The organism is Roseimaritima multifibrata, assembly GCF_007741495.1.
GTDB classification, from domain to species: domain Bacteria; phylum Planctomycetota; class Planctomycetia; order Pirellulales; family Pirellulaceae; genus Roseimaritima; species Roseimaritima multifibrata.
The window spans coordinates 2,004,841-2,027,950 of the sequence record NZ_CP036262.1; the positions used below are offsets into that span (position 1 = coordinate 2,004,841).

The following is a 23,110-nucleotide window of genomic DNA, read 5'->3' on the forward strand; positions in this document are numbered from 1 at the left end:
TTAGTCATCCGTGTGTAGTTTTTCGATGCAGGTCGCGATCAATGCGGTCCAGCCCGTTTGGTGGCTGGCCCCCAGGCCGCGTCCTGTATCGCCATGGAAGTATTCGTAAAACAGCACGTTCTGATGCCAGATCTTGTTCTCTGGTGATTCTCCTTCGCCAGCCAGACAGGCTCGTGGCGAGCTTGGAGTCGGTCTGCGAAACAGGTTGCCCAAGCGACCGTAGATCTCTTCAGCAGCTTGCTGCAGGTTCACTAGATTGCCTGAACCTTTGGGGCACTCCACCTGCAGATCATCCCCATAGAAATCGTGGTAGCGTTCCAAAGCCTCGCATAGCAGGAAGTTGATCGGAAACCAGATCGGCCCGCGCCAATTTGAATTTCCTCCAAACATCCAGCTGTCCGATTCGCCGGGAACGTAGGCGACGCGTAGTTTTTCCCCGCGAAACTGGATTTCGAAAGGTTCGGTTGCATGCCGCTTCGACATCGACCGAATTCCAAAATCGGATAGGAATTCGCTTTCGTCCAAAATCGTCGCAATGACTTCTTTTAATCGCTCTTTCGAAGGAATCGACAGCAGCAGACTGGTCTTACGGTTGTCTTGTTCAGCAAAGCTGATGTGCCGTACCAAGTCGTGGCGATACTTCAGGAACCATGCCAATTTTTCCTTGAATGCCGGCAGTTGATCGATCAGTTCGCGGTCTAATATTTCGACCGCAATCAAAGGCAGCAGCCCCACCAACGAACGCACCTTTAGTGGCAGGCTTTGCCCGTCGACTTGCAGATGGTCATAGTAGAACTGGTCGTCCTCGTTCCATAGTCCCGTTCCGTCAATCGTATTCATCGCATCGGTGATGCGAATAAAGTGGTCCAAGAATTTAGATGCCATTTCTGCATAGGCTTCGTCTTCGCGGGCCAATTCCAGGCTGATCGACAACATTGTTGCACAGTAGAACGCCATCCAGGCGGTTCCGTCAGCCTGTTCCAGTTGAGTGTTCTCGGGCAGACCAGCGGAACGGTCGAAGACGCCGATGTTGTCCAGCCCAAGGAATCCTCCAGCGAAGACATTGTCTCCGTTGCCATCCACTTGGTTAACCCACCAAGTGAAATTCATCAACAACCGTTGGAAGGCGGTGGCCAAGAACCGACGATCCGGTTTTCCTTGTTTGGCGGTGATTTGATAGACCCGTAAACAGGCCCATGCATGAACCGGTGGGTTGACGTCTCCGAAATCAAATTCATACGCTGGCATCTGCCCGTTCGGATGCATATACCATTCACGCAGCAGGACCGTCAGTTGCCGTTTGGCGAATTCAGGATCGATCTTTGCCATCGGAATCATATGGAACGCTAAATCCCAAGCAGCGAACCAGGGGTATTCCCATTTGTCTGGCATGGAGAGGATGTCTCTGGCATACATATGTTGCCAATGGTGATTCCGCCCTTGTTTGCGTGCTTCCGGTGGGTGGTCGATGTCGTCATCACCGTGAAGCCAGTCTTCGACGATGTAGTGGTAGAACTGTTTGGTCCACAGCAGCCCTGCATATGCCTGACGCGAAATTAACCGTTCGTCATCGCTGACGGTTTTAGGGATGACGGTGGCATAGAACTGGTCCGCTTCCGCGATCCTGTCTGTGAAAATCTGCTGGAAATCTTCGTCAAACGGAGTCTGTGATTCGTGGTCGGTCCGCTGCCAGCGGATTCGAATTTCACGGCTCTCTCCCGCCGGGATGTTCAAGCGATACAGCCCCGCAACTTTGGTCCCGCGGCGTTTGGGGTTCACCGCTGCCAGTTCGCCATCGACCACGTATCGGTGGAATGCGTCTTTGGTGTAGGGACTGAAATTCGGAGTATCAAAAAGTTGTTCTTGATTCGTTTCATTTTCGGTGAACAACATTTCGACGGTGTCGCCATCGGGATGCGGTCCAAATTCGCCAGTGAATGGCTCGAGGGTTTCATGTTCCGTCTGAAACTGAAGGTCTCCGCTCGCTTCAATGCGTGGTTTCAGGGAACACCCTTCGTGTCGGCATCCCCATACCCAGGTGTTACGAAACCACAACTGAGGCAACACGCAAAGCGAATGCGCGTCGGGACCGTGATTGGTAATGGTCAGGCGAACAAGAATGTCGTCCGCCGATTTTTTCGCCGTTTCCATCTGAACATCAAAGAAGCGGTTCTCCGCAAAGATCCCCGTATCATTAATCTCGTACTCCAGTTCACTCAGCCCACGATCCGCATTCACACGCTTGAGTTCCCCGTACGGGTATTCGGCGTGCGGGTAGCGGTAAAGCCCTTTGCAGTAGCTATGTGTCGGAGTCGAATCGAGGTAGTAGTAGCATTCTTTGACGTCTTCGCCATGGTTCCCCTCGGGGCCTGTCAATCCGAACAGTCGTTCTTTAAGAATCGGGTCATTTCCATTCCAGAGAGCGATCGAAAAACAGAATCGACACTCTCGATCGGTCAGCCCTAACAGCCCGTCCTCTCCCCAGCGATAGGCGCGGCTGCGGGACTGTTCGTGCGAGAAATCTCGCCAGGAATTGCCGCCCTCCGAATAGTCCTCTCGTACCGTCCCCCACTGTCGCTCCGATAGATACGGCCCCCAACGTTTCCAGTTGACCTCGCGCGCTTCGTTTTCTTGTAGTCGTCGGTGCTCAGGTGTCATGCGAGATCCAGATCAGATGGCAAGCGGTCGTTCCAAGGCATCTTAGCCGATTGCGTCGAATTCTTTCGACGTTCCGGATCAATGCATGTCGTTTAAGATCAACCGGGGGGGCTGGCGTCGGCTTTTACTCGATCCGAAACCGGTTGTAGTGATTGCAAGAATCCGCACGTGGGAATCGTCAATCTACTATGTAATCGGCATTTTTTTCGCCGCCCTCCAAGAGAACGCAATCCATATAGAGATGGTGCATCCGCGTTTTTGTGTGCCAATCAGTTCAAAACCTTTGGGGGACACAGAGCGATGATCAGCAATCAAGAGCGACCAACGACCGGGCGGAAAGCACTTGCCGTTAATCTTGATCCACGTCGATATGGATCGTTTGCGGAAATCGGAGCCGGGCAAGAGGTTGTTCGCTGGTTTTTCCGCGTTGGCGGTGCGGCCGGGACGATTGCGAAAAGTATGTCGGCGTACGATATGGCCGTCAGCGACGCCATTTATGGGCCCTGCGATCGATATGTCTGCCGCCAACGGCTAGAAGACATGTTGGATCATGAGCATTCACTCAATCTAGAACGCTTACGTGAAAGTCGCGGCGATACGACCGCCTTCTTTTCGTTTGCCGATACTGTTTCCGCTCGGAATTTCCGCGGAACAAACGATTGCCATGGCTGGATCGGGATTCGATTCCAGGCCCACCCCCGCGATCAAGATAGCCAAATTATTTTGCACGTCCGGTTGCTGGACAACGAAAACGCTCTGCAACAGGAGGCACTGGGAATCGTTGGCGTGAATCTTCTGTACGGGGCATTCTTTTTGCATCATGAACCCGATCAATTGATCGAATCGTTGCTGGATGGGTTGAGTACTCGGCGAATCGAAATCGACATGATCGAATTTTCCGGGATCGCTTTCCGGCATGTTGATAATCGCGTGATGAGCCTCCGTTTGGTCCAGTTGGGGCTTAGCAGCGCTGCAATGTTCTCGGCAACTGGCGAAGTCCTGCAGCCATCGGAAGTTTTGTACAAAAAGCCTATCCTGGTCGAGCGAGGTAGTTTTCGCCCGTTGACGGATGTCAATTTGGACATGCTGCGAGCCGCTTCGGAAAAATTTGAAGACGAAGCCGACGTCGATGCCAGCGAAGTGGTGACGCTGGCCGAAATCACGATGCGGAACCTAAGAGCGAACGGAGAAATCGACTTGAGTGATTTCCTTGCTCGTGTTGACATCATGGCAGCAAGCGGAATGACCGTCCTGATCTCGGACTATTTCGAATACTATCGCTTGGCTGCCTACCTGGCGCGTCACACAAAAAAGAAAATCGGGATCACGATGGGGGCGGGAAGCCTTGTCGAATTGTTCACCGAAAAGTACTACACCGAATTGGAAGGTGGGATTCTAGAATCGTTCGGTCGACTGTTTAAGAACGACCTGAAACTGTACATCTATCCGCTTCTCGATCCTGATTCGGGAGATTTGACGACTGTCGGTAACCTTGAAGTTGCACCCGAGCTTCGCAAGCTGTATCGCTACTTGGTCGACAAAGGCTGCATCGAACAACTGGATAATCACAATCCGGAATGCTTGAGCACGTTTTCTCGCCAGGTGTTAGCGATGATTGAAGCCGGCGACGATGGCTGGCTGAAGCATGTTCCAGCGGAAGTCGCAAAAGTTATCCAAGACCGTGGGTTCTTCGGATACCGCAGGCCTCTGGAAGCAAAGCTAACCAAGAAAAGCAAAGCACCTGCAACCGTCATCGCCCCGCTCGATTCGCCAACGGGATCCGCCATCATGTCGTACAACGGCGCCTCACAGTAAGGCCGGTTCTTAGCGAGAGCTATCGGCAAGTTTTGCAGACGGCTAAAAGAGTTTCGTTTCCGACCTGGACGATCCCAGCGGAAACGAATCGCGACACAGCGGTTGCCGGATTATTGATTGTCGCCTTTCGCTCCAAACGTCAAATCGAATCTTGACGTATCAACGATCGTCGAAGCGGTTTGTATTGCTTCTGCCCCGCACATAATGCGGCCGACTCTCCGGGCCCGCAGGCCATCGAAATCCCAACCCGCTGCGTCAGCGAGGGATCGCAGACCAAGTCTCCGGTATCGAAATCGCAGCCCGCTGCGTTAGTTTTAATGTTGCGTATTTGGGAGTTGACTACTTTGCTTCCGCCGGGGCAAGCCCGGAAACGGAACTCTCGATACTCGGAGGCAAAAAGGTGCTGGAATAGCCGAATGATTTGAGGCATCCGCAAGAGTACGGAAATCAGCACGATTGACCACAGCAATCAAAGCGGATCGCAACTGCGACAAGAGCAGGGGGCGGTTGAAAGAAGGCACCCTTGCTCTGCAATGCTTACTGCAACACCTATCGCAATCGCTGCAGCACGACTTCTAGGGTCTTGCGCAGGTTCGTTCCGCTATTGCGGATCCCTTGAACCTCTTTGGGCCACAGGTCGATTTCTAGGCGATCGACGACACCTTGGCGTCCGACGATGGTCGGTACGGAAAGGGCTACGTCCCGAATGCCATAACATCCGCGTTGAATCGAGCTAACCGGCAGCAGACAACGGCGGTCCAAAGCGATCGCTTCGATGACGTCGCGAATCGCGATGCCCACGGCGAAGCCAGCGCCCCCTTTGCCCTTGATCACTTCCGCTCCGCTTCCCTTCGTACGCGTGAACAGTTCGTTCGCTAGTCCGGGATTCCAGCCTGGGAATTGGTCCAACGGCAGCCCACCGATCGTTGCACTGCTCCAGATAGGGACCATGGAATCACCATGCTCACCTAGGATCAAAGCTTTGGTTTGCGTCGGGGATGCTTTTAACTGCTGAGCGATCAGGCTGCAAAAGCGGATCGTATCCAGCTGAGTCCCCAAGCCGAGGACTTGTTCTTCCGGCAACCCCAGTCGATGAGCGGCGACGTAGGTCAGAATGTCAACCGGATTCGAAACGACCAACACAATCGCGGTCGATTTCGTCCCAACCTTCTTGATTTCGTCCAGGATCGAGACAAACAGATCGGTGTTTCGATTGATCAGGTCCAAACGCGATTCATCCGGCTTACGCCGAAGTCCCGCCGTGATGCAGATCACATCGGAATCGGGAATGTGTTCGTACCCACCACCGCTAATGCATTGGTCGGCGACACTTGGCGAACCGTGCATCAAGTCAAGGGCTTGGCCTTTTGCCATGTCCTGATTGACGTCCAGCATCGCAATTTGACGAACGATTCCGCCACACTGCAATGCATAACCGGCACAGGAGCCAACCAATCCGCCGCCACCAATAATCGAAACTTTCATCGGAAACCTATCGTGTTGTCTAATCGAGTGAAGGAATTTGTTGCAAATGAAGTGGAGCTTAAGACTTCATCTGACGCATTACTTCGGCGGTGATCAATTTCACCAGTTGTTCTTCATCCATGCCATTGGCACCGGCAGCTTTGGCAGCGGCGGCCTTTAGTGGAGGCGGTGCGTCAAACGCACGGCGTTGGACTCCGGCACCTTCCCAGCTGTCGCGGAAGATATCGTTGGCACAGATGTCGCAGTTCTCAAATTCCTTCGTGTTACGAGGGTCCTTGTATCCCCACTGATCTTTCAGGTCCAGCAACTCTCTTGATTTCTCTTCATTCAGGTAAGCGACGTTTCCTAGCTGGCGAGCCAGCATCAGCATCCGGCAGTAGGAATCGAGGATTTCCGTCCACCAGTAAGCTTGTTCAACCGATTCGCCGTAGCTGACCGTACCGTGGTTTGCCAGAATCATAACATTCGTTTTTTCGACAAATGGGATGATCGTGTCGGCAAACGCCTGCCCACCGGGAGTTTCGTACTTGGTGATCGGAACATCGCCCAAGAAGACTTCAACTTCGGGCAAGACACACTGTGGAATTGGCTCGCGTGCGATCGCAAACGCGGTCGCGTGAGGTGGATGGCAGTGGACAACGCTCTTGACGTCTTCACGCTGCTTGTAGATTTCCAAGTGGAGCAACGCTTCGCTGGAGCGTTTTTTGCGGCCACTGATCTGTTTGCCCGTGCCATCGATCGTTGCGATGTCGTCTGGCTTTAGGAATCCCTTGCAGTGCAAGGTGGGAGTGCAAAGGAATTCGTTTTCACTGATCTTTACAGTGATGTTGCCGTCATTTGCTGCAGCGAACTGCCGGCTGTAAATCCGACGCCCGATGTCGCAGATGTCTTGTTTGATTTGATGGATATTTTGCATGGTGATACTCGTCTTCGGGTCGTAGTGAAAAGGCAAAATGGAAGAATTGAATTTTTGAAAACACTAAAAAGAGACATGCTCTCGTTAGTCGATGTCGTCCAGCACGGCGACGATCGCGGCGTCGACGGGGACGACGGTCGGTAGTTTGGGCGCGGCCGCTTCGGGGCCTTCGGCTAGGGCAACGCGATCCCCGATGCCGGAACCGCAGTAATCCCAGGCGACGATGGTTTCGCCGCCGTAGATCGGTTTATCAACATCGTCGATCGTGGCGAGTTCCTCGACACAACGTAGCGATGCTCCCTTTAAGGATGGATGCATTCTTGCGAGCGTCACCGTACCGATGGTTCGTGCGATCTTCATCGAACGTCTCCTGGTGAAGGTAAGGAATCAGGGGCCTGCATTCGCAGACACCGTCCAGCAAGGAAGACCGCTAGGGGCAGCGTCACCTGGTTCATGTCGATGACCCACAGGTTGGGCTGTAACCCTCTTTCGATCCGTTGTAATTCTGCCAGGGAGCGAACGGCGGCCGCGCAGATTCGGCGGTGTTGGCACGCTTGGTAAACCACCTTCGCCGGCAATTCCGCAAGCACAACAGCACGTTGCAAAGGATGTTTGTCCAGATGCTGGAAGAGGACGGGTAGGCCGATGTTGGCAACCTTAAGCCCGCTTGCCGCTAATTGCTTTTGGACGGAATCGGCTCGGAGGGAATCGTCTGCATCGCTGAACAGTCGGCCCGTGGGGTCGATGACCGAATCGATAGCGATCGCGGCGTCGGGTGACGTTTCGGCGCGGGTTAAGCGGAGGCCACGTTCCTTCAGTAAATCAAAAGCAGCGGGGGTGACCACCGTACCTGGACGCACCACGATCTCTTGCACACCCGCTGGCAACGAGCGAAAGGAATCGCAGGTCACCAGGGTTTCTGCGATCGAAATAACCGAATGATTTGACGCCTTTGCCGCTGGAGCCGCGGCGGAAGTGCCCGCGGATGGATTCTGCAGTCGCGCAATCACTTCACGCACAACCGCTTGAATGCGGTGAGAATCGATCGTGGAAGTGGGCTGAGACATGAAGGCGTTTGGTTCTTTACGAACCGCTGTGATTGGAAATTTCGGAAATCAAAACAGGAAAATAGTGGCGGGTTCGCTAATTGCTGGGATCGACCAGCCCCATCACGGTCCAGCGGGCCGGCGTGTTCTTGTGCCCCAAAAAATCTTGAGCATACGAGCCGTCGCTGGTGATGATGACATGGTCCCCTTTGCGGGCTCCCATCGGATCGATTGCCAACAGCGGAGGTCCGTCGGCCGTGTCATTAACGCCTATTGGCTGCAACACCACTAAACGTTGCCCGGTCAGACTGATGTCTTTGACCGTGGCTCGAGCCTTACCGAGGATGATCGCTGTCTGCATAATTCTTGCGTTGGGTTTATAGGACGTCGGGGCTGCCGACCACGTTAAGTGCATCGATCATGCTGCAGCGTCGTTCGCGGGTAAACGTAACCGGGGTGGTGACCCCTTCGCCCGTTGGCCCTGCGATCGAAAAGGAGAGGTATCCTTCGCCACCAAGACCTAGACCAGCCATCGACGGACCATTTTTGATAAACAAAGTGGTGTCCAACGCGCGTCCCATTTTGGTCATGTTACGAACGTTGCGAGAGTGCAGGATCGCGGTGTGGCGGAAGCCGTGTTCGTACGTCTTGGCCAACGAAATTGCATGGTCCACATCGCGGGCGCGAACAAACGGGAGGAAGGGCATCATCTGTTCGACGGTCACAAACGGATGGTGTTCGTCGGTTTCTCCAAAGACCAGTTCAACGGAATCGGGAACCTGGACTCCGGCTGCAGCGGCAAGTACCGAAGCGTTTTGTCCGATGAAGTCTTTGCAGGCCGCGTCATGATTGTCGTCGCCGACTTGCACGATCGCTTGCTTGGTCAGTTTGGCGATTTGAGCCGCATCCAGTTTGACGGCACCGGCCCGTTGCATTGCAGCCATCATCGCATCGAAGACGCTGTCGACAACAAAGACCTCTTTCTCTGCGATGCAGAGTAGGTTGTTGTCGTATGCGGCACCCTGGATGATCGAGCGAGCTGCCAAATCCAGATCGGCTGTTTCATCGACGACGACAGGAGGATTGCCTGGCCCGGCAACGATCGCTCGTTTACCGCTTCGCAACGCGGCACGTCCGACAGCGGGGCCGCCGGTGACGCAGATCAACGCGATATCGCGATGGGCGAACAGGGCGTTTGCCGATTCCAGGGTTGGTTCGGCAATCACACAGATCAGATTGTCGATTCCTAGTTCGCGTTCGATCGCTTCGTTGTAGCGACGGACCCCTTCGACAGCGACGCGTTTCCCCGAAGGGTGTGGGTTGACCACGACCGTGTTGCCACCTGCCAGCATGCTGACAGAGTTTCCTGTGATCGTTGGAAGACTGTGAGTGACGGGGGTGATCGCCCCGATTACACCAAACGGCGCCCGTTCGATGATCGCTAGACCACGGTCTCCGGAAAAGGCAATTGACTGAAAGAATTCGGTCCCGGGGCTTAATTCACCCAGCGTCTTTAGTTTTTCAATCTTATGTTCCGGGCGTCCGATCTTGGTTTCGTCCATCTCCATCAAGCCCAGTTCTTCGCACTGGCTGATGGCGATTTCTCGAATGATTTCGATCACGCGGCGACGTTGTTCGATTGTGAAACGCGTGAATTGTTCAAACGCGTAACGGGCGGCAGCCACAGCTTCGTTGACATCGGTAAAGATCCCATGCTGTCCGCCACGAGAGCGATGAGGATGGGCGTTGTTGCCGTTGGCCGAAGGCATTGGGCCCACTTCGGACAAAACCTGGGCGACTACATTGCGGATTAGATTCTCGTCGTATTGCATGGTTTTACTCAATTGTGTTCTTAGCGGATTTATTTTCGATGTTTGGTCGGGGATCTTACGCGGCGAAATACAAAGTCCGTTAAAGTCGCTTAGGTGCGATCGTATACGCTTAGTTTGTCGATTCGAACGTTGTCGACGATTCCGATCACGACGGCGTCAATTGGCAGTTTGCTGGTCTCGGGGGTCAAGCGAGCACTGCTGCCCTGGACAACCAGCACATAATCACCTTCCCCTGCGCCAAGCGTATCAACCGCCACAAAAGTGCGACCAGTCGTCACCAAGGCATCACGCGACTGTTCGTCCAACCGATAAGGTTCAACGATCAGCAATTTATGGCCGGTCATCGACGCAACTTTTTGCGTACTGACAACCGATCCGGTCACGCGGGCGATAAACATAAGTTTTCGATCATTACGACAGGGGGAGTTTCGTTTTGAGGCTGCTGATCTACTGATTCTGGTCTTGCAGCAATTGGCAACATTGCCGAGCCACAATCAATTCTTCGTTCGTCGGAACAATCCAGACCGAAGTTCGACTGGAATCGCTGTGAATGGTCGCTTCACCGAGTGCATTGGTATCAGGTTGCGCGTTTTTAACGGTATCGATTTCGATTCCCAGGTCGCTCAACCCTTCACACACTGCGGCCCGAATGGCGTCTCCGTTTTCTCCGATTCCAGCGGTAAAGCAAATCGCATCGGCGCCACCCAGTGCGACAAGCATCCCACCTAAATGCCGACGAATCTCAGCAACGTATACATCCAGGGCTGCCTGGCAATCGGCATCCCCTTCCGCAGCAGCCTGTTCAATATCGCGGATGTCGGCGCTCTTTCCACTTAAACCCAGCAGCCCACATTCATTGGCTAGTCGGCTGAGCGTTTGCTCAAGCGTTTCGCCGGTATGTTGCATGATGATGGGAAGGGCAAATGGATCAAAATCTCCGACACGATTGTTCTGAGGAAGTCCCGTTTGGGGAGTCATGCCCATGGTGGTGGCCATGCTTTCTCCATTTTGGATCGCACATAAGCTGCTGCTGCCACCTAGGTGACAAGAGATCACTCGTGCGTCCGGTTTCCCCAACAGTTCACTCATTCGAGTGGCGATGTAACGATGGCTTGCGCCATGAAATCCCCACTTCTGGATCTTCCAACCATCTGTCCATTCTCGTGGGATCGCGTACGTGCGTCGCGATGCGGGAATCGTCAGATGAAATCCTGTTTCAAAAGCGGCTACTAAAGGAATCCCAGCAACCTTTTCTGCCAGGGTACGCATCGCTGCAATGTAGGGAGGGTTGTGTGCTGGGGCGGCCGAATTCATTTCAGACATCGCGTCTAAAACGTCGTCGTTTACCAGTTGAACACCCGAAACCCGGCCTCCGTGTACGGCTTTGAAACCGATGGCGGATACTTCCGACGGATCCTTCAAACAACCATGTTCGGGATCGGTCAGTTGTCGTAAACAGGCCTCCACTGCAACGCCATGATCGGGGACCGGCATTGTTTGTTCGTCGGACCAATCTCCAATCGCCACGCGGCAGTGACTACTCGCTTCTCCGATTCGATCCACAGCACCTTTCGCTAAACATGACTCATCGGTCATGTCGAGGACTTGGTACTTGAAACTGGTCGATCCGAGATTTGCAACTAAAACTTTCATGGCTTCCTTTCTCGTGAAAAATTCCTATCACAGTGGGCCTGGTTGGCAGACACTTCGTCCGCGCTGCAGGCATCCGGTTTTGAAACAGTTAGGACTACGCCAAAAATGCTTCTGCCAAACCTTCGGCTGGGCGGGCGATCACGTGGCTACTGATCAGGCTACCGACCTGAGCTGCAGCAGCACTGCCTGCTTCGACAGCGGCACGGACACTGCCAACGTCACCGCTGACGACGGTGGTTACCAAGCCACCACCGATATCGATTCGTTTGACAATTTCGACGTTGGCTGCTTTGGCCATGGCGTCGGTGGCTTCGATCAGTGGGAGCAATCCATTGGTTTCGATCAACCCAATTGCTTGATTCATCTTGGTTTCTCTTTTGGTTTCAGTATTGATTTTTGAAGCGGATTTCTGAGCTGTAGCTTTCTTTGCCATGAGAGGTCTCTGGGGCGAAGGCGGCGGACTAAGCGGTTGGCATTTTGGTCTTCAGAACCTTGCCGATGTCATCATGAGGCCGAGCGATCACTTGGACGCTGACGACTTCACCAATTCGACCAGCTGCCGAAGCTCCGGCGTCCGTTGCTGCTTTGACGGCAGCGACATCGCCCGAGACAAACGCGCTGACCAAACCACTGCCAACTTTGTCCCAGCCCAAAAATTTCACATTTGCTGATTTCATCATTGCATCGACCGCTTCGATCAATGTGACGAAACCTTTGGTCTCGATCATGCCGAGAGCCTCGTTGTTGTTAGCCATCAAAAAACCTTTCAAAGGGGAGGGTTAACGGGAAAAATAAAACGTAGTGAGTAAAACTTGAATTCGATTCAAAAAGATGCCGATCAAGGTGTCCGTTACCGGGCAAAGGTGTCCGTTACCAGGATTGGCTTGGGCATCTGCGGGCCACGATAATGAATTAGCCGTGGCACTTGCAGCCGCCATCCTGCGGTTTTAATTCAATCGACTCCGCGGCATCCAGGTGACAGGCATTGCCTTCGTCGGTGTCGATGTGGACTTCTAGTTTGGCCGCTTTGTCGGCCCGCACCAAAAGGTCGTCAAAGGTGACGCTGCAGGAAGGGCTTTTGATCGCCAGTTGCATCATGTCACCGTTCTTGACGCCGTAGTATTCGCAGTCATCAAAGTTCATATGGACGTGGCGAGCGGCGCGGATGACACCTTTCTCTAATTGCACCGTTCCTGCCGGACCGACCAAGACGCAGCCGGGCGTCCCCTCAATGTCGCCACTGTGGCGAGTCGGAGCATCGATCCCGAGGGAGATCGAATCGGTCAAGGCAAGTTCGACCTGGCTGTGATTGCGAGTGGGGCCGAGGACGCGAACGCTGGGAAGCATCCGGCGACGTGGGCCCACCACCATCACGGTTTGCGCCGCGGCGAAAAAGCCGTCTTGATACAAAGGTTTTTCAGGCGTTAGCGTCGCCCCTTTGCCAAACAAGATTTCGACATGCTCGTCGGTAAGATGGCAGTGCCGGGCCGAAATGCTGACACGCAGGTTGGGGCGTCCATCTACCCAGCCCAACGGGGAGGGAGAACTGGACGTATCGCCTGCACCCGAATGCATCGCGGCTTTGACAGCGCGGCGGACAAGTGATTCTATGACGGCTGGATCGGTCATCATGCGGTTACCGTTGCTTACGGTTAGGACGGAAGGATGGGAAATGTTTGGATCGTTGGATCGAAGGAGGGGCGATGGTTTACACCGATTCGTCGCCCCATACTAATTGCGGACCTGCTGTTTGAAGTCTCTCGGCCCACTCAGGTGCTAATTTCTTGTCGGTAACAATGCAGGAGACTTCTCCTAAACCGCACAACCGTGACAAACTGGCTCGACCAAATTTGCTGCTGTCGGCGACGACAATCGATCGGTCTGCCGATGCGATCATCGCTTGCTCGGTTTCGACTAGCAGTAAGTTGCTGTTGTAAAAGCCCCTTGGATCGATCCCCGCGACCGACAAAAAGGCTTGGCTGACATTTAGTTTGCCCAACATCTGATTCGCAAACGGACCGATCGCAACACCCGTTCGGTGATCCACGCAGCCGCCGATCAAAACCAAATCGGAAGCCTCGCTGGCCGCGAACAAGTTGGCGACCGGCAGACTATTTGTCACAACCTGCAAAGGCCGACCCACCAGTTGTCTAGCCAATTCATAGGTCGTGCTGCCGCCGTCCAGCAAAATGGTTTCGTGGTCCGAAACCAGTTTTGCCGCCGCTGCGGCGATCACACGCTTTCGCTGCCAATGGGAATCCTCACGGGTTTCGAATAACCGCATGCTGGTCGGGGATCCGGTCCAGAAAACGCCCCCATGCGTTCGCTTGGCGTCTCCCTGCTCTTCCAAGTAATCCAGATCACGACGGACCGTCGATTCGCTGACGCCCATTCGCTCGGCTAGGTCGCCCAATGCGACAAATCCGTGCGCCTGCAGCGTCCGCCGAAGCTCCTGGCGGCGCGTTTCCAATCGACTCAGATCGTTGCCGTTGACGCTGACCATAAAACTCAAAAGAGACCGTGTATGTTTCGTAGATGTCGTAGCTTACCAGACTCAATCACCAGATTATGGCAGAGAAATGAAAGAAAACAATCGATAAGTGAAAGAATTCTTCCATAACGATGTTCCCTAGGATGCCTACACCGACTATTTGTACAGATGTGGCGCCCAGTGAATGACCAAGAGAGGGGGGCGGGCTGTTTCTGTGAGAGGCCGGAGATGAGGCCCATCCTGTCTGGCGATGGACTCGGTAGGCGCCATACTTTCCCGTTCCGATTCCCGCTAAGAAGCCGCGGGATCGCTTTGGGCGGAAGAGGGGGGAGATGCGATCTGAACGCCCAGTATCAGGGCGATCGGCTGGCCCGTTTGCCATCCATTGGAGCGCCGTTCACCATTGCGTCGAAGATACCGAAGCAAGGCGTGCGTGGCACACGATCTAATTATCGATCGAGCAAAACTGTGGATAGGATTTACACGTTATTGGAATCATCGCTGCCGTCCGCTTTGGATGGCTGTTTAACGTCACTGGAAAGCTAAAAGTAAAAGGTGCTTCCTGCCTCAATGCCTGCTCTCTAAATGGATTTCAATCTCGGAGCCTGGATTTCTCCACTCACGATCAATATCCTTGGACGACTCCTGGTTTTCGCGGAAGTTCTTTTCTTGGTTCCCGCTGAAGTTCTCTCATTGGTTCCCACAGAAGTGCTTGCCGGATCGCTGCCTGTTCCGCTTGGATGGCACGTTCGTGAGGATTGATCCGAGCACAGGTATCGATGTCGTTTAGTGCCCTCTGCAAGGTCGTTTTGTACAGTCTTAGTTTGGTCGGGTCGGCTTGGACTTGGTTTTGGGTTGGTGTGAGTGCTACGAAACATTTGGATCGATTTTGAATCGCGATGATATCGCTGGAATCGATTCGGATCGCCGTGGACAAGACTTCGATGGCATCTGGGTATTGTTTGCGGTGCATGAGGCCCAACGCCAGCATGCGGTAACCGGGGCCGAAATCTGCATTGCTATGAATCGCTTGATCGGCATCTTCCATGCACCGATCGACTTGTCCCGATCGATAGTACGATTCGGCTCGCTTTGAGAGAGCTTCCGCTCTGAAATCTCGATTCGAGTTGCCAACTATACGGAGAGAGATTGAGAAGTCGGCGATGGCTTTTTCGAACGCCTCCGACTGCAACCAGCAATTGCCTCGGTCGAAGTATGGATCTGGATCTTCCGGCCGAATCTCGATCGCTTTGGATAGATAAGTAATCGCAGCAAGTTTTTTTCCCGCGTTGTAGGCTAGGTGACCGCGGAGTGCCCAGGCGCCAAAGTGGTTTGGGTTCAAGGCATTCGTTTCTGCGAAGAGTTTGTTTGCCCCCGCATTATCGCCTTGATCAAACTTCTGTCTCCCCAGTCGAAATTTTTCTTCAGCGAGTTGCGAATTGTCGGGGGGTGGAGGTTTGGGGTTCGGGGCCGCACTGAGGGCTGGTTTCGGGGCCGGATTCTTGGGGCCGACCGGTGGATCCATGGATAGCGGTTGGGGGCGCGGCGTTGTCTCTGGGGTATTGCCCGAATACGAAATGAAGTCGAGAAGCTCCTGTCGGTGTTGGTCCAATGGGAACGGCAGTAGAGATCTGGACGGAGAGCCTGGAGGTTCCGTCGTCCCCTTTTCTTCCATTCTGTTCGCTTTGTTGTTTTTTTCCTCTTCCAAATCCTCAATCTGGGTTTGGAGGTTTTGTTTTTGAGGGTCGTTCGTTTTCGTCAGAGTGCGGATCTGGGTTTCCAGCACCGTCTTCGCTTTTTCGAGCTGAGTGATCCGGACTCCTTTTTCGATGATTTCATGCGACAGGTCGATCGCTTGCTTTGATTTACTTTGCCCATCGCGGCGCAGCGATTCTAATCGAGCTGTTTGTTGCTTGCGTTCCTCGGTCAAGCGGTCGAGTTCTTCTTGTTTGGGATTGAATTCAACCCGCTGGTTTTGAATCGCAGATTTTTCCGTTTGGAGGATGCTCGCCAAAGCGGCTTTTAGCCTCTTCAGTTCGGAATCAATTTCGGTGGCTCGTCGTTGCCAGGCTTGGGCGTCTGGTTCCGAATCCGTTTCGGAATTGGCATTCATCGTTTGGTCCAGCCCGCGATTGAAGGCTACTAGATGTTCTTTCGATAGTTTCCCGCTAATTTGTTTGCGGAGATCGGCAGGTGGGCCGCCCATCAAAAGTCCGACAATGTTTCCCATCCGTTTGGCTGTATCTAGGCTGGCGTGAGTTGGCGTTCGATTGCCATAAAGGCCTGCCAGCCCAACCATGTCCTTAACGGCTTGTGTTGTGTTGTCGGTTTTGACATTGCCCCACAACCGGCCCTCGGCGGCTCGATCCCATACAAATGAGCCATCACGATTACGGAGCGAAGATCCAAAGTGTTGCAAACTCGCTTGCAATTGGGCTTGGTTGGCGAGGACGATTCCCATTGCGTAATCGACAAGCGGTCCTTTGGGGTTCGCTTGTTTAGCTGCTTGGAAATAGGTTTGGGCCGCCTTTGGATCATCCCAGCCTTTTGTCAAAAGCATGTGTAGAGCATTTTCAAAAGCGGCGTTTCGTTTCGTCAACGCTACCTCTAACGGTGGGACACCGGGGATGACTTCGATCGAAAGCATGCTGGAGGCAAACCCTTCGGCCGTCACTTTGACTTTGTAGCGACCGGTGGGTACTTCATTTTGCCGGAATTCTCCTTGATCATTAGTGACCACATTCGGCATCGGGTTGTTCGCGTCATTTTCCAGCGGTGTCAGTGAAATGGTTGCACCGGTAATGGATCGATCACGGTTGCTTGACTCGACGACTTTGCCACTCAGGAAGGTCGCACCCATTGTCTTTGAGCTTAATGGAATCGTTTTGTCGACGTTCGATGCGTTAAACATAACGACGTCACTGTACGGTTCGAATTCGGATGCATTTGCGAGGATCTTGTATTCGCCCGATTGCGGAAGTTCTAACGCGGCTTTGCCTTCCTGGTCGGTTTGGACCGTCATGGCGTCGGAAAAGGATTGCCCTCGTTCAGAACTCCAAACCGAGACACGAACGTTGCTGATCGGTTGTTGGGTTTGACTATCTTCCGCCAGGAAGTTCAGTTGGGGACGAACAGGCTGCATTGTCGCATCCAACACGGTTTTGGAGTCGAGCAAGACGGATCCAGTGGGAACGCGATCTACCGAATACCCGAGCAATTCGATTCGTGCCGATACGGTCGAACCAATCAATGGCTGTCCCTGTCCCAAATTGCCTAGAACGCTTTGCAGTTCGTCTGCGGTCGCTTTGCCAAGGAACCATGTCCATTCATTGGCTGGATAGTTTGCCAATGGAATTCCCATGCCTTTCAGATGGGTTGGCGAAACCGTCGCGATGTTTTCAATCGGAAGTTCCGCTGTCAGCTTGGCATGTTTCTTTCGTTCTCGCATGGTCGACACGGTATACACTTCCCCTTCTGAATTGATCTTTTCGATCGATTCTGGAACCTGTTCTGTAACTTCGAAGGTATTTTCGAATTGGGCGACAATGGTAGGGGATCCAGAGATCGGTGTTTGTGAATGACGGACAGCGACCAACACGTCCAGTGCTCCAAACGGAGTTTTGTCCGGTGCAAGTTTTTGAAGACGAGCGGTGCACGTTTCGCTATGCCCCGCGCGAAGCTGGATACGGCGAGCGTGTTGGTAGGGTTCAAAGCCCTCTTTTTGGACGGAGACTTCCCATCGACCCGGCAGTACATCGAATTCAGCCGGTTGTCCGTAGGTTGTTACGCTTTGTTCGACGCGGCCGGATTCGATACTACGGATGCTTACCGAAGCGTCCGTCACCATTTCTTCGCCAGGCTCGGCCAAGACATTAACGAATAGCTTGCCCGGACCCGTCGATGGTCGGTTGCTGAGTTTGAGTTCGAATGTTGGGGACGTCGCTGCGGTCACGATTTGGGGAGCGGTTTCGTCCCCGCTATATTCGGCTAATGACGCCGTAGCAAAAAAGGTTCCTTCCGTTACCGATGTCTTTGAGCGAGCCCAGTACCATTTGGTTCCCGAGGTATCATCTATGCCCAGACGCTTTGCGGCATCCGAATCAAGTGGATTGACGATTGCATCGATCGGTTCAGGCGAATCGCCAGGGGCTCGACTTTCCTGATGGAATGAAACTTTCGGAAGGTTGTCTGCTGCGGGATAGGTCAATAGCCCCATTAGAGAGTGTCGTGGGCTGAGCAGCAGAGAATAGACAGGACGCGGTGACACGGGCGCGGTATCGTAGACGGTGGAATCGACGCGAACCAACGCCTGGAGGGTGGTCTTTGTGGTATCGCTTTCAGGGGCTAGCGGGATGTCTAGTTGGATTTGGCCATCGCACCCGACGACAAGGCGGATCGGTTGATTCGTTTGATAGCCTGGCGCCGCCGCCGTTACCCAGTACCAGCCAGGATTGATTGCTTGGTCTTCAAAGGATTTCAGGGAGATGGGACTTGCCAGCGGATCTTGGCTAACAAGTTTCACCGTCGCGTCGAGCATGTCACTGGAGCGTAACGCTGCCAGCTGTTGTTCCAGACTTTGGTAAGCCTTGGTGTTGTCTTCCGACCATTGTCGTGTTTCGTAGAATGTATCCTTTGCCAGTTTGATCTGTCTGTACTGTTTGATCTTTGCAGGGCTGGTGGATTGAGCCCATACGCCAATCGATCCCCGGGCAACGGTCCGAGGAAATTCGAAGACCAGTGAAAAAACATTTGGCGTCTGTTCGCTTAGTTGTTTTGGTTGCGACTGTTGCTCCTTTTCGCCAATCGTGGCAACCACCTTCCAGTTTCCCCCGCCCAAAGGAGTGCTGGGGGTTGCTTGAAAGACCTGTTTTTCGTCCGATTCGGATAACTTCTTGATGTTTCCAGGAACCTTTGCGGAATGATCAAGCGATACGAACTGAACAGCCGGCGCCGGCGGCGAGCTGCACATCGGGCCATTGTCATAGACGTCAAGCAATGCAAAAGCGGTAGCCGCGGGCGACTGTTTTTCCAACGGTTTCAGGGCGACTTCGGCAACCGCTTGTTTTCCGGATATTAATTGCACTGCTTGAGGCGCACTGTTGTGAAAACCCTTGGCTTGGGCAATCAGCCAAGCTTCCCCAGGAGGAACCTTTTCGGGACCGGCAATGCCGCCAAAGACATGAATATCTTGACGTTCATAGCGACGGATCAACTGAACGCTGGCGGTTTTAAGAAGCGACTTGCTGCGAGCGTCGACGATTCTTACCAGCAAGCTTGAATCGCTTTTTTGTTCTGGGTGTAGCGTCAGCAAATATCGGGTGGTCCGGCCTGGTGTGACCGCTTGGGCTGCGGTTTTCACCGTTTCAAAACCTGCAAGGTTTGCAGAGGCGGATACCAAGCCCGGCGGCAGAGTGATCTTGGCCGTGTACCACTGATAACCGGTCATCTCGTGGACGCCTAATCGCTCCAGGTCCGCTGCTTGAATTTGCATTGCCGGTCGGGAATAGATCAAGCCATTCTGAGCGGTAAAGGATACGCTTGGCGATGGACTGTCGGTTGACGCAAGAGGGACAGCAACGATTGCAACCAATTCCGGTTTCAGCGGTTTTGTTTCAGCGGAATGAGTAAAGACAAAGTTGTGGGTGAGGTTGGCAGATTTCGGAACGGATATTCGTTTCGGAGTCGCGGAGGTTAGCTGAGCCTTTTCTGCAGGTGGAGTCGCGCGCGCCCACCAGTCACCGGGACCAAGCACAACGGAGTAACGCCCATTGGAATCGGTTGAGACCGATTTTCTTTCCTGATTTTGGATGCTCTCAAATTGAACCTGCGAGTTTGGTAGTAACTGTTTTTCGCCCGATTCGGTCGCCGTCCCCGCTACATAAAATGTCTGGTCCTGTGGTGTCAGGGACAGATGAAAAATTGTCGTTCCGCCGGATGAAATGGTTTGGGTTGAACTGGACGCAAGGGGATAGTTTGCCAGTTTTCCTTCCGCGTGGTAGTCGCCTGGAAGGACCGCGTTTTCCGTCTGTGCCCAATACCAATCGATTGGTGTCCCTGTGTCCAATGTCAGTGCAGCGATGTCCGCTTTGTCGACGGGGGACAGTTTTGTCGAAATGGAAGCCGCATGTTTCCCGTTGGGCACAAGAGCGACACTCGGCTGAGTCGCTGACTTGTCGTCGGTATCTCGTGCCACGCTGACCAGGACACGTGCATCGCTGACCATCGGTTGCAAAATAATTTTTAGCGTGGTCTGATCGCCTTTCCGCAAAGTGATTTGCTGGGCCACGCTGTCTACGAATCCTGGAGCGGACGCTGAGATCGAGAGAACTTCCGGTTTGGCTTCAAACCGATAATCTTGGTGAGGTTTCAGTGAAACGACCTGACGATTGTTGAAGCCTTCGCCGTGCTCAATGACGACAGTGGCGTTTTCGACGCGGGTCGATTCGCCTGATGGACTTTCTTGCCAAACTCCGATCGCTAACTGAGTACGTGTGTCGGTTGGATCCTGTTTGGTCATCATGAAGTCGAGGACTTGAGGTTCCTCCGTCGACTTTAGCTCAAAACCTCGGTCACTATTTTCGCTGGTGTAATTCTTCGCATGCAATCGAAATTTTAGTTTCGCTGAAGGAAGATGGTTGAATTGGTAGTAGCCGTTGGCATCGCTGACCGTCGTAGCCAGGATCACTCCGGTTTCAAATTGCATCAGCTCGATGGTTGCGTTGGCGACCAATCCTAAATATTCCCCCTCAGCGTTAACTCCTTCAACTCTTCCGTGCAGCGATCCGCTATTGGCGGCCAGCGGTGCTGGTACCTTTTTCAGTTGCAGCTGGAAAATCGTTGACGATCCATATTGGACTTGCTGGGATTCACTTTGGACAGGTTGTGAACCGTCGGACGTCCCACGTACCAGAATACGGGTTGCATCGAGTGGTTCGGGGGGCGTTGCCATGAAGTACGTCCATCCGTCGCGATAATCACTTGCCAAACGGGTTGCATTCTCCGCAGATAACGGGTTTAGGTTTGCCTCGGTCCCCTGCTCGTGCTCCGGAGAATGAAAGGTAATCACGGGAAGAGCCGAGCCAAGATTTTCGACGCCAACGATGGCGAACGCATCGGTGGTCAGAGGCTTTTGAGGCATAAGTTCCAGATGGAACGTCGTCGGTTTACCGGCCGTTACATCGATCAGTTTTGCTATGGAAGGGGAATACCCGTCCGCCGTCGCTGTGATCATCCAACGCCCTTCACTGATTTCGGGAAGCGAGAAATTGCCATCTTTTTCTTGGGTAATTTCCTCAGCGGTTTTAGTCAGTGCGAGATGAATTTTTGAATTTGGGATTGGCTGATTCGTCGTGGCATCGACGACCTTGCCAAGGAGAGAGCCACTCGATTTTTGGGGAGCCATTTGCAGGTGGAAGAATACTTGGCCATCACTGGTTTCTTTGCTGCTGGATCGTTGGTCATGATACTTTTCCAGCGTGGCAGCGACGTGGTAGGTGCCTAGACCGAGCGGCTGGACCGGTTCCGTCAAAAACCATGCTTGGCCTCCTGACATGGTGGCTGGAATTCCCAGTTCTTCCAATTGCGCGCTGGTCAACAGCTTTGTGCTCCCATCGATGCGAAGCAGAGACTTCACGTCATCTTCGGGAACCGATTGGTTTGTCGGTTTGGTTGCCGACGGCACCGAGGCGGGCTGGCGAGGCGTGGAGTCGGCGACGAAGGTGACCGTTGGTGGGATCGAAGTGGGGTCTTCGCTATTGCCGTCTTTGGCCGGTAAGCGTTCGACTCCGACAATTGCATAGTGGCCGGATGGAACGATCGATTCGATCGATTGGGAAAGATGGATGTCGTGTGTTGCGTCGCTTCCTTTGCTGGCAAGGATCGGGACGGGAGGTGAGGAAACCAGTTCCCTCGCACTGACAGGCTCGACAGCCTGAACCCACCACAGGCCCGGCGACAACAGCAATTCGTAATCTCCATCTAAATTGCTGGTCGTTTTCCGCGTTGTTTTCTTTTCCGAATGAATGGCAACGATATCCCAGCCAGCCAAGGCTTTCTGCGGGGGCGTCGCGTCACCTTCGCTTTGGGGTTCGGTTTCTGGTGATGGTTCTTCCTCAGAGTCTTCAGGGAGAGCTTCGATATCTTTGGTCAGTCGCCCGCTTAACTTGCCAAGTTCCGATCGTGACTGAAGGGACAGATGAAAAATCGTCAGATCGGAGTAGGAAAGGGATTCGGTTCCACTGGTGGCCGTGGGCATTCCTGCGAGTCTCGCTTCTGCGAAAAAATCGCCCGGCGTAAATCCTTTTCCCTCCGCCCAGTACCACTTCAAACCGTCGACATTGCCGCTGTCAGTGATTTGAGCCAGTTCCGATTGGTCGACGGCGGTGACGGTGGCATCAATGCGAGTCGACCGGTCTTTCGAAAAGAACGTCACTTCGGGGAGTGTCTGTTCGGCTGCGGCCAGATTTTCCGAGTCAAAGTGTTGTACCGAAACAAGCGCGGACGCCAGCGACCCAGGAGTTACGGCAACATGCTGGAACCTCAGTTCGATTTCCTTCAAGTCGCCGGATTTGATTTCAATAGGATTGGGATACTGGCTGACATTGCCATTCCAGGATGCCGAGACATTCCAGGTCCCGGGGACGAGCATCAGGTCCTGCTCGCTTTCCTGTTGAGAATAGGGCGACAGGCCTTGGACCATTTGGCCCGTCGTAACCTCTCGGGCGATCACCACCCCGGAGACCTCTCTGTCGACTGCAGCAAACCGATGGAATAGTTTTACCTTTAAGACAGCGGACGGTTGAATTTTGTCGGCAGGCTTTTTGAGGACAAAGTTGGTTGTCTCGTTGCGAATCGAACGCGTCAGTTGAATGGCTCGTCCGTCTTTCTGTGATTCATACCCCTCCGCCGATATTTCAAATATCACTTTTTCCAGGGGCAGGCCGGAGATGCTATAGAAACCATTGCCGTCGGTTGTCGTCGTCGCAAGCGGCACCGGCTTTTCTGCAACCCGGCCAGCGTTGGAGTTATCAGAAAATAACCGAATGCTTGCTCCCGCAATCGGGATTTGATGTTTGCTATTGGTATTCAGTTCGGTAACACGACCACGGAGCGCGGTTTGCCCGTCGGCTTGTTCGGGTAAAGCGTTGAGTAAAAACGAAACGAAGAGCAGCAAAATGGTTGTGCGAAACATATCAACGCGTCAGGTTGAAGGATT

General features: G+C 53.5%; 15 protein-coding genes. 1 reads left to right on the forward strand and 14 read right to left on the reverse strand.

All coding sequences use genetic code 11. The annotated features are described in order from the left end of the window. Entirely contained in the window at positions 1 to 2,658 is a 2,658-nt protein-coding gene (locus FF011L_RS07330) for an MGH1-like glycoside hydrolase domain-containing protein (protein ID WP_145350995.1), read from the reverse strand. A gap of 300 nt (positions 2,659 to 2,958) precedes the next feature. On the opposite strand from FF011L_RS07330, the gene FF011L_RS07335 reads away from it, so the two are divergent. After that, complete coding sequence (locus FF011L_RS07335; RefSeq protein WP_246109793.1) at positions 2,959 to 4,473, forward strand: TonB-dependent receptor; 1,515 nt, start codon at positions 2,959 to 2,961, stop codon at positions 4,471 to 4,473. A 549-nt stretch (positions 4,474 to 5,022) separates the two neighbouring features. Here the strand turns inward: FF011L_RS07335 and FF011L_RS07340 are convergent. The 13 genes from FF011L_RS07340 to FF011L_RS07400 form a co-directional block, all read right to left on the reverse strand. Beyond that, the gene (locus FF011L_RS07340) at positions 5,023 to 5,958 is read right to left on the reverse strand and encodes a lactate/malate dehydrogenase family protein (RefSeq protein ID WP_145350996.1); all 936 of its coding nucleotides are present in this window, start codon (positions 5,956 to 5,958) and stop codon (positions 5,023 to 5,025) included. Positions 5,959 to 6,016: 58 nt separating this feature from the next. Beyond that, entirely contained in the window at positions 6,017 to 6,874 is an 858-nt protein-coding gene (locus tag FF011L_RS07345) for a class II aldolase/adducin family protein (RefSeq protein WP_145350997.1), read from the reverse strand. An 84-nt stretch (positions 6,875 to 6,958) separates the two neighbouring features. Further along, positions 6,959 to 7,234: a EutN/CcmL family microcompartment protein gene (locus tag FF011L_RS07350; RefSeq protein ID WP_145350998.1), complete on the reverse strand. Its 276-nt coding sequence runs from the start codon at positions 7,232 to 7,234 to the stop codon at positions 6,959 to 6,961. Further along, on the reverse strand, positions 7,231 to 7,941 hold the full coding sequence (locus FF011L_RS07355) for a hypothetical protein (RefSeq protein WP_145350999.1): 711 nt from the start codon (positions 7,939 to 7,941) through the stop codon (positions 7,231 to 7,233). Before FF011L_RS07355 ends, FF011L_RS07350 begins: the two co-directional genes overlap by 4 nt. 76 nt (positions 7,942 to 8,017) lie before the next feature. Further along, positions 8,018 to 8,281, reverse strand: coding sequence for a EutN/CcmL family microcompartment protein (locus FF011L_RS07360; RefSeq protein ID WP_145351000.1), 264 nt, complete (start codon positions 8,279 to 8,281; stop codon positions 8,018 to 8,020). Between the two features lie 16 nt (positions 8,282 to 8,297). After that, positions 8,298 to 9,752 carry an aldehyde dehydrogenase family protein gene (locus tag FF011L_RS07365; RefSeq protein WP_145351001.1) on the reverse strand — a complete coding sequence of 485 codons (1,455 nt, stop codon included), beginning with the start codon at positions 9,750 to 9,752 and terminating at the stop codon, positions 8,298 to 8,300. An 89-nt stretch (positions 9,753 to 9,841) separates the two neighbouring features. Continuing rightward, positions 9,842 to 10,150 carry a EutN/CcmL family microcompartment protein gene (locus FF011L_RS07370; RefSeq protein ID WP_145351002.1) on the reverse strand — a complete coding sequence of 103 codons (309 nt, stop codon included), beginning with the start codon at positions 10,148 to 10,150 and terminating at the stop codon, positions 9,842 to 9,844. Positions 10,151 to 10,199: 49 nt separating this feature from the next. Continuing rightward, entirely contained in the window at positions 10,200 to 11,405 is a 1,206-nt protein-coding gene (locus FF011L_RS07375) for an acetate/propionate family kinase (RefSeq protein ID WP_145351003.1), read from the reverse strand. Positions 11,406 to 11,499: 94 nt separating this feature from the next. Next, a complete protein-coding gene (locus FF011L_RS07380; RefSeq protein ID WP_145351004.1) occupies positions 11,500 to 11,769 on the reverse strand; it encodes a BMC domain-containing protein in 270 nt (89 codons plus the stop codon). 97 nt (positions 11,770 to 11,866) lie between these two features. Further along, positions 11,867 to 12,160 (reverse strand): BMC domain-containing protein, encoded by a 294-nt coding sequence (locus tag FF011L_RS07385; protein WP_145351005.1) that lies wholly within the window; start codon positions 12,158 to 12,160, stop codon positions 11,867 to 11,869. Positions 12,161 to 12,317: 157 nt separating this feature from the next. Beyond that, on the reverse strand, positions 12,318 to 13,037 hold the full coding sequence (gene pduL / locus FF011L_RS07390; protein ID WP_145351006.1) for a phosphate propanoyltransferase: 720 nt from the start codon (positions 13,035 to 13,037) through the stop codon (positions 12,318 to 12,320). 76 nt (positions 13,038 to 13,113) lie between these two features. Continuing rightward, a complete protein-coding gene (locus tag FF011L_RS07395) occupies positions 13,114 to 13,908 on the reverse strand; it encodes a DeoR/GlpR family DNA-binding transcription regulator (RefSeq protein WP_145355087.1) in 795 nt (264 codons plus the stop codon). A 613-nt stretch (positions 13,909 to 14,521) separates the two neighbouring features. Then, the gene (locus tag FF011L_RS07400; RefSeq protein ID WP_145351007.1) at positions 14,522 to 23,086 is read right to left on the reverse strand and encodes a carboxypeptidase-like regulatory domain-containing protein; all 8,565 of its coding nucleotides are present in this window, start codon (positions 23,084 to 23,086) and stop codon (positions 14,522 to 14,524) included. Between the last annotated feature and the right edge of the window lie 24 nt (positions 23,087 to 23,110).

What these genes read in the sequence shown, in the direction of transcription:
- FF011L_RS07335 (WP_246109793.1), top strand. Translation starts at nt 2,959, where the DNA reads ATGATCAGCAATCAAGAGCGACCAACGACCGGGCGGAAAGCACTTGCC.
- FF011L_RS07380 (WP_145351004.1), bottom strand. Translation starts at nt 11,769, where the DNA reads ATGAATCAAGCAATTGGGTTGATCGAAACCAATGGATTGCTCCCACTG.
- FF011L_RS07365 (WP_145351001.1), bottom strand. Translation starts at nt 9,752, where the DNA reads ATGCAATACGACGAGAATCTAATCCGCAATGTAGTCGCCCAGGTTTTG.
- FF011L_RS07330 (WP_145350995.1), bottom strand. Translation starts at nt 2,658, where the DNA reads ATGACACCTGAGCACCGACGACTACAAGAAAACGAAGCGCGCGAGGTC.
- FF011L_RS07385 (WP_145351005.1), bottom strand. Translation starts at nt 12,160, where the DNA reads ATGGCTAACAACAACGAGGCTCTCGGCATGATCGAGACCAAAGGTTTC.
- FF011L_RS07360 (WP_145351000.1), bottom strand. Translation starts at nt 8,281, where the DNA reads ATGCAGACAGCGATCATCCTCGGTAAGGCTCGAGCCACGGTCAAAGAC.
- FF011L_RS07350 (WP_145350998.1), bottom strand. Translation starts at nt 7,234, where the DNA reads ATGAAGATCGCACGAACCATCGGTACGGTGACGCTCGCAAGAATGCAT.
- pduL (WP_145351006.1), bottom strand. Translation starts at nt 13,037, where the DNA reads ATGATGACCGATCCAGCCGTCATAGAATCACTTGTCCGCCGCGCTGTC.
- FF011L_RS07375 (WP_145351003.1), bottom strand. Translation starts at nt 11,405, where the DNA reads ATGAAAGTTTTAGTTGCAAATCTCGGATCGACCAGTTTCAAGTACCAA.
- FF011L_RS07340 (WP_145350996.1), bottom strand. Translation starts at nt 5,958, where the DNA reads ATGAAAGTTTCGATTATTGGTGGCGGCGGATTGGTTGGCTCCTGTGCC.
- FF011L_RS07355 (WP_145350999.1), bottom strand. Translation starts at nt 7,941, where the DNA reads ATGTCTCAGCCCACTTCCACGATCGATTCTCACCGCATTCAAGCGGTT.
- FF011L_RS07395 (WP_145355087.1), bottom strand. Translation starts at nt 13,908, where the DNA reads ATGGTCAGCGTCAACGGCAACGATCTGAGTCGATTGGAAACGCGCCGC.
- FF011L_RS07400 (WP_145351007.1), bottom strand. Translation starts at nt 23,086, where the DNA reads ATGTTTCGCACAACCATTTTGCTGCTCTTCGTTTCGTTTTTACTCAAC.
- FF011L_RS07345 (WP_145350997.1), bottom strand. Translation starts at nt 6,874, where the DNA reads ATGCAAAATATCCATCAAATCAAACAAGACATCTGCGACATCGGGCGT.
- FF011L_RS07370 (WP_145351002.1), bottom strand. Translation starts at nt 10,150, where the DNA reads ATGTTTATCGCCCGCGTGACCGGATCGGTTGTCAGTACGCAAAAAGTT.